General features: G+C 65.0%; 7 protein-coding genes. 2 read left to right on the plus strand and 5 right to left on the minus strand.

Annotated features, from left to right (window positions below):
* The first annotated feature begins 12 nt into the window (after positions 1-12).
* Both N7333_RS18350 and N7333_RS18355 read left to right on the plus strand, forming a co-directional pair.
* Entirely contained in the window at positions 13-573 is a 561-nt protein-coding gene (locus N7333_RS18350; RefSeq protein WP_003242846.1) for a response regulator transcription factor, read from the plus strand.
* 165 nt (positions 574-738) lie between these two features.
* The gene (locus N7333_RS18355) at positions 739-1,680 is read left to right on the plus strand and encodes an AEC family transporter (protein WP_129482897.1); all 942 of its coding nucleotides are present in this window, start codon (positions 739-741) and stop codon (positions 1,678-1,680) included.
* A gap of 72 nt (positions 1,681-1,752) precedes the next feature.
* On the opposite strand, the gene N7333_RS18360 is transcribed toward N7333_RS18355, so the two are convergent.
* From N7333_RS18360 to N7333_RS18380, 5 genes are all read right to left on the minus strand, one after another.
* Positions 1,753-2,136 carry a carboxymuconolactone decarboxylase family protein gene (locus N7333_RS18360; protein WP_129482898.1) on the minus strand — a complete coding sequence of 128 codons (384 nt, stop codon included), beginning with the start codon at positions 2,134-2,136 and terminating at the stop codon, positions 1,753-1,755.
* Between the two features lie 2 nt (positions 2,137-2,138).
* Entirely contained in the window at positions 2,139-3,233 is a 1,095-nt protein-coding gene (locus tag N7333_RS18365) for a calcium/sodium antiporter (protein ID WP_003242849.1), read from the minus strand.
* 91 nt (positions 3,234-3,324) lie between these two features.
* Positions 3,325-3,747, minus strand: a complete 423-nt coding sequence (locus N7333_RS18370; protein ID WP_129482899.1) for a septal ring lytic transglycosylase RlpA family protein — start codon at positions 3,745-3,747, stop codon at positions 3,325-3,327.
* A 68-nt stretch (positions 3,748-3,815) separates the two neighbouring features.
* Positions 3,816-5,261 (minus strand): Asp-tRNA(Asn)/Glu-tRNA(Gln) amidotransferase subunit GatB, encoded by a 1,446-nt coding sequence (gene gatB / locus N7333_RS18375; protein ID WP_003242851.1) that lies wholly within the window; start codon positions 5,259-5,261, stop codon positions 3,816-3,818.
* Positions 5,262-5,272: 11 nt separating this feature from the next.
* On the minus strand, positions 5,273-6,163 hold an 891-nt coding region (locus N7333_RS18380), incomplete at its 5' end, for an amidase family protein (protein WP_279859197.1).

Consider the following 6,163-nt stretch of genomic DNA (forward strand, 5'->3'; position numbering starts at 1 on the left):
GGAAAACCCAGCATGAGCGAAGAATCCCTGTTCGAAGGTGAAGAGCAGCCCCATCTGCTGCTGGTCGACGACGACCCTACCTTTACCCGTGTGATGGCGCGGGCCATGAGCCGCCGCGGCCTGCGCGTGTCCACCGCCTCCAGCGCCGACGAGGGCCTGGCGCTGGCCAAGGAAGACCTGCCGGACTACGCCGTGGTCGACCTGAAGATGGAGGGCGACTCCGGTCTGGTGCTGCTGCCCAAGCTGCTGGAGCTGGACGCCGAGATGCGTGTGGTGATCCTCACCGGCTATTCCAGCATCGCCACTGCGGTGGAGGCCATCAAGCGCGGCGCGGCCAACTACCTGTGCAAGCCGGCCGATGCCGATGACGTGCTCACCGCGCTGCTTTCCGAGCATGCCGACCTCGACAGTCTGGTGCCGGAAAACCCCATGTCGGTGGACCGCCTGCAGTGGGAGCACATCCAGCGTGTGCTGGCCGAGCACGAGGGCAATATCTCCGCTACCGCCCGCGCCCTGGGCATGCACCGCCGCACGTTGCAGCGCAAATTGCAGAAGCGCCCGGTTCGTCGCTGAGCCTTTGCATACCTAGACCCGCCGCCCGGCCCACCCTACAACTGCGTAGCTTTTGCCAATGGCGAAGCATGCCCCGGCCCACCCTACAACTGCGCGGCTATTGCCCATGGTCGAAGGATGCTTAGCCAGCTAACATAGGTCGTCAGACAACCTGCTGGTGTCGCCATGTTCGCCGTCGCTGCACAAACCCTCGCCATCACCGCGCCCGTGTTCGCCATGCTGTTTCTCGGCGTGGCGCTCAAGCGCCTGCACTGGATCGATCGCGCCTTTATCGACACCGCCTCGAGCCTGGTGTTTCGCGGCACCATGCCGACCCTGCTGTTTCTCGGCATCGTGCGCGCCGATCTGAGCGCGGCATTGCAACCGGCGCTGCTGCTGTTCTTCGTCGCCGCCACCCTGGTCTGCTTCCTGCTGGCCTGGGGCTGGGCGATCTGGCGCATTGCCCATGCCGAGCGCGGCATCTACACCCAGGGCGCCTTTCGCGGCAACAACGGCATCATCGGTCTGGCCCTGGCCACCAGCCTTTACGGCGACTACGGCCTGTCCCTGGGCGCGGTGCTCGGTGGCGTGGTGATCCTCTGCTACAACGTGCTCTCGGCCATCGTCCTGGCCATCTACAGCCCAGGAGCCAGGACCGGGCCGCTGGCCATCGCCAGGAGCATTCTGATCAACCCGCTGATCATCGGTGTGCTGCTGGCCATTCCCTTCGCCTACTGGCAGATCGCGCTGCCGGCGTGGCTAATGACCTCGGCCGAATACTTCGCGCAGATGACCCTGCCGTTGGCACTGATCTGCATCGGTGGCACCCTCAGCCTGGCTTCCCTGCGGCAGAGCAGCGGCATTGCGCTGAGCGCCAGCCTGATGAAGATGGTCTGGTTGCCGTTGCTAGCCACCTACGGCGCCTGGATGTACGGCTTCCGTGAGGCGGACCTGGCGATCCTCTTTCTCTACTTCGCCAGCCCCACGGCGGCCGCCAGTTTCGTCATGGCCCGCGCGGTGGGCGCCAACCATGAACTAGCGGCGGCGATCATCGTCATCACCACGCTGGCGGCGGTGATCACCACCAACGTCGGGCTGCTGATACTGCAGTGGGGCGGCTGGATCTAAGGGCGGGCGGCAGGGTGCACCATGCGCCCGATGGCGGTGATGGCTGGTGCGCACGGCGCACCCTACGAAGTCCTAGGAAACGTTGCGCTGGTATTCCTCGATCACTTCCTGCGCCGCGCGGAAGGCATCGATGCTGGCCGGTACGCCGGCGTAGACCGCGCAGTGCAGCAGGGTCTCGCGGATTTCCTCGACGGTGCAGCCGTTGTTCAGTGCGCCGCGCACGTGGCCCTTGAGTTCCTGCGGGCATTTCAGCGCGGTCAGCGCTGCCAGGGTGATCAGGCTGCGGGTCGCGCGCGGCAGGCCGCTGCGGGTCCACACGCCGCCCCAGGCGTGTTCGTTGACGAAGTCCTGCAGCGGCTGGGTGAACTCGGTGGCATTGCCCAGGGCACGGTCGACGAAGGCGTCGCCCATCACCTCGCGGCGCACCTGCACGCCGCGGTCATGGTTGTCGGTCATGCTCAGATGCCCCCCTTGCGATGGTTGTGCCAGGAGCGCCCGGCGACGATCACCAGGGTGACGGCGGTCAGCGGCAGCACGTAACCGAGCATGGCGTCGCCGAAGGTCTGGGCGAACGGGCGACCGGTGCTGAACAGCACCAGATACAGGGTGTAGGCCACGTAATAGGCGAGGAACAGGGCGCCTTCCCAGCGGTTGATGCGAAAGCCGGTGAAGAAGATCGGCAGACAGGCGACGGCAACCGCGATCATCACCGGGAAGTCGAAGGCCAGGGCATTGGGCGATACCGAAATGGCAGCAGGCGATACCAGCGAGGCCAGGCCCAGCACGCACAGCAGGTTGAAGATGTTGCTGCCGACGATGTTGCCCACGGCGATGTCGCGCTCGCCCTTGAAGGCAGCGATGATCGAGGTGGCCAGCTCCGGCAGCGAGGTGCCGATGGCGATCACCGTCAGGCCGATCACCAGTTCCGACAGGCCGAGGGCACGGGCCAGTTGCACGGCGCCTTCGACCAGCAGGTTGGAGCCGCCGACCAGCAGCGCCAGGCCGGCGACGATCAGACCGAGGTTGATGACCCAGGCATAGGGCTTGGCCGGTTCATCGAGGCCGAATTCCTTGGCGAACTCGTCATCGTCGCTCTTGTTTTCCTTGCGTGCGCTGTAGATCAGAAAACCGGTGTAGGTCAGCACGCCGCCGAACAGCAGGGCGCCGTCGAGGCGGCTCAGCGCGCCGTCCCAGGCCAGGGCATAGACCACCAGGCTGGCGCCGATCATGATCGGCACGTCGAGGCGGATCAGCTGGCGCGAGACGATCAGCGGCGCCACCAGGGCGGTCATGCCGAGAATCAGCAACACGTTGGCGATGTTGCTGCCGATCACGTTGCCGATGGCCAGATCGCCACTGCCGTTGAAGGCCGATTGCACGCTGACCGCGGTTTCCGGGGCGCTGGTGCCGAAGGCCACCACGGTCAGGCCGATCACCAGGGGCGGAATGCCGAACTGCGCAGCCAGCTTGGCGGCGCCGCGCACCAGCACTTCGGCACCGGCAACCAGCAGCACCAGGCCGGCGATCAGGTAGACGTAGGTCATCATTGTCATTGCAGGAAAGCTCCGAAAAAAGTGCGGCTAGTGTAGCGATGGCGTATCGCCGCGCCAGTGGGTGCTGGCAGCGATTTGTTACCGACCCTGTTCAGTCCAGCGCTTCGACTCGCACCGGCACCACGCCGGCACGCAGCATGTCCAGCTGCTGCGCCGCGCGTCGCGACACGTCGATGATGCGCCCGCGCACGAAGGGACCGCGGTCGTTGATACGGACCACCACGGTGCGGCCGTTGTTCAGGTTGGTGACCTTGACCCGGCTGCCGAACGGCAGGCTGCGGTGTGCGGCGGTCAGCGCCTGCTGATCGAAGCGTTCACCGCTGGCGGTCTTGCGCCCGTGGTGGCGGTCGCCGTAGTAGGAGGCCTTGCCGGTCTCGCTGCTGCCTGAGCCGCCGCCGAAGGTGGAGCAGCCGACCAGCAGGGCGAGCGCGCCGAGTAATGCGCAGGTGCGCAGCCCGGATGTAATCCGGGGCAATGAAGGTTCCCGGATTGCATCCGGGCTACGGATCGTCATCTGTTCTTTCCCCATGAAAAAACGCCGGGGGAACCGGCGTTTTTCAGTATCAAGCGAAACGGCCTGGCTCAGCCTTCGAGCTTCTTCTTCAGCAGTTCGTTCACTTGCCCCGGGTTGGCCTTGCCCTTGGAGGCTTTCATGGCCTGGCCGACGAAGAAGCCGAACATCTTGCCGCGCTTGGCTTCGTCGCTGGCGCGGTACTGCTCGACCTGCTCGGCGTTGGCGGCCAGCACCTCGTCGAGCATCGCCTCGATGGCGCCGCTGTCGGTAACCTGCTTGAGGCCCTTGCTCTCGATGATCGCATCGGCGCTGCCTTCACCGGCGGCCATGGCCTCGAACACCATCTTGGCGATCTTGCCGCTGATGGTGTTGTCCTTGATGCGCAGGATCATGCCGCCCAGGTGCTCGGCGGAAACCGGCGACTGCTCGATCTCCAGGCCTTCCTTGTTGAGCAGGCTGGACAGCTCGCCCATCACCCAGTTGGCCGCCAGCTTGGCATCGCCGCAGACCTTGGTCACTTCTTCGAAGTACTCGGCCATCTCGCGGCTGGCCGAGAGCACGCTGGCGTCGTAGGTGGACAGACCGTACTGACTCTGGAAACGCTCGCGCTTCTGCGTCGGCAGTTCCGGCAGCTGGCTGCGCACCTCGTCGAGGAAGCTCTGCTCGATCACCACCGGCAGCAGGTCGGGGCAGGGGAAGTAACGGTAGTCGTTGGCTTCTTCCTTGCCGCGCATGGAGCGGGTCTCGTCCTTGTTCGGGTCGTACAGGCGGGTTTCCTGGATGACCTTGCCGCCGTCCTCGATCAGCTCGATCTGGCGCTGGATCTCGTGGTTGATCGCCTTCTCGATAAAGCGGAAGGAGTTGACGTTCTTGATCTCGGCGCGGGTGCCGAAGGCTTCCTGGCCTTTCGGGCGCACGGAAACGTTGCAGTCGCAGCGCAGCGAGCCTTCGGCCATGTTGCCGTCGCAGATGCCCAGGTAGCGCACCAGGGCGTGGATGGCCTTGACGTAGGCCACCGCCTCCTTGGCGCTGCGGATATCCGGCTCGGAGACGATCTCCAGCAGCGGCGTACCGGCGCGGTTCAGGTCGATGCCGCTCATGCCGTGGAAGTCTTCGTGCAGGCTCTTACCGGCATCCTCTTCCAAGTGCGCGCGGGTGATGCCGATGCGCTTGACGGTGCCGTCTTCCAGGGTGATGTCCAGATGGCCCTTGCCGACGATGGGGTGATCCATCTGGCTGGTCTGGTAGCCCTTGGGCAGGTCCGGATAGAAGTAGTTCTTACGGGCGAAGACGTTCTGCGGCGCGATATGTGCGTCGATCGCCAGGCCGAATTTCACCGCCATGCGTACCGCCTCGGCGTTGAGCACCGGCAGGGTGCCGGGCATGCCGAGGTCGATCAGGCTGGCCTGGGTGTTGGGCTCGGCGCCGAAGCTGGTGGCGCTGGCCGAGAAGATCTTCGATTGCGTGCTGAGCTGAGCGTGGATCTCGAGCCCGATTACTGTTTCCCATTGCATCTGTCTATTCCTCAGAAACCAGTCGGTGCTTGTTTGTGCCAGTCGCTGACCTGTTGGTACTGGTGCGCGACATTGAGCAGACGACCTTCCTGGAAGTAGTTGCCGAGCAGCTGCACGCCCACCGGCAGACCATCGACGAAGCCGGCCGGCATTGACAGACCGGGGATGCCGGCCAGGTTGGCGGTGATGGTGTAGATGTCTTCCAGGTAGGCGGACACCGGGTCGGCGTTCTTCTCGCCCAGCTTCCAGGCCAGGTTGGGCGTGGTCGGGCCGAGGATCACGTCGACATCCTTGAAGGCGGCGACGAAGTCGTTCTTGATCAGGCGGCGGATCTGCTGCGCCTTGATGTAGTAGGCGTCGTAATAGCCGGCCGACAGCGCGTAGGTGCCGACCATGATGCGCCGTTTGACCTCGGCACCGAAGCCTTCGCCGCGCGAACGCTTGTACAGGTCTTCGAGGTTCACCGGGTTTTCGCAGCGATAGCCGAAGCGCACGCCATCGAAGCGCGACAGGTTGGAGCTGGCTTCTGCCGGGGCGATCACGTAGTAGGCGGGAATCGCATGCTGCATGTTCGGCAGGCTGATGTCCTTGACGGTGGCGCCGAGCTTTTTCAGCTCCTCGACCACAGCCATCACCTTCTCGCCGATACGCGCGTCGAGGCCGGCGCCGAAGTATTCCTTGGGCAGGCCGATGCGCAGGCCGGCCAGCGGCTGGGCCAGCGCAGCCAGGTAGTCATCCACCGGCTGATCGACGCTGGTGGAGTCCTTGGCATCGAAGCCGGCCATGGCGCCGAGCAGCAGGGCGCAGTCCTCAGCGGTGCGGGCCAGCGGGCCGCCCTGGTCGAGGCTGGAGGCGTAGGCGATCATGCCCCAGCGCGAAACGCGGCCGTAGGTGGGCTTGAT

It is taken from the genome of Pseudomonas sp. GD04158, from assembly GCF_029834875.1.
Taxonomy (GTDB): Bacteria; Pseudomonadota; Gammaproteobacteria; order Pseudomonadales; family Pseudomonadaceae; genus Aquipseudomonas; species Aquipseudomonas hydrolytica.

Coding starts and splice junctions, on each gene's coding strand:
- N7333_RS18350 (WP_003242846.1), top strand. CDS start 13: ATGAGCGAAGAATCCCTGTTCGAAGGTGAAGAGCAGCCCCATCTGCTG.
- N7333_RS18355 (WP_129482897.1), top strand. CDS start 739: ATGTTCGCCGTCGCTGCACAAACCCTCGCCATCACCGCGCCCGTGTTC.
- N7333_RS18360 (WP_129482898.1), bottom strand. CDS start 2,136: ATGACCGACAACCATGACCGCGGCGTGCAGGTGCGCCGCGAGGTGATG.
- N7333_RS18365 (WP_003242849.1), bottom strand. CDS start 3,233: ATGACAATGATGACCTACGTCTACCTGATCGCCGGCCTGGTGCTGCTG.
- N7333_RS18370 (WP_129482899.1), bottom strand. CDS start 3,747: ATGACGATCCGTAGCCCGGATGCAATCCGGGAACCTTCATTGCCCCGG.
- gatB (WP_003242851.1), bottom strand. CDS start 5,261: ATGCAATGGGAAACAGTAATCGGGCTCGAGATCCACGCTCAGCTCAGC.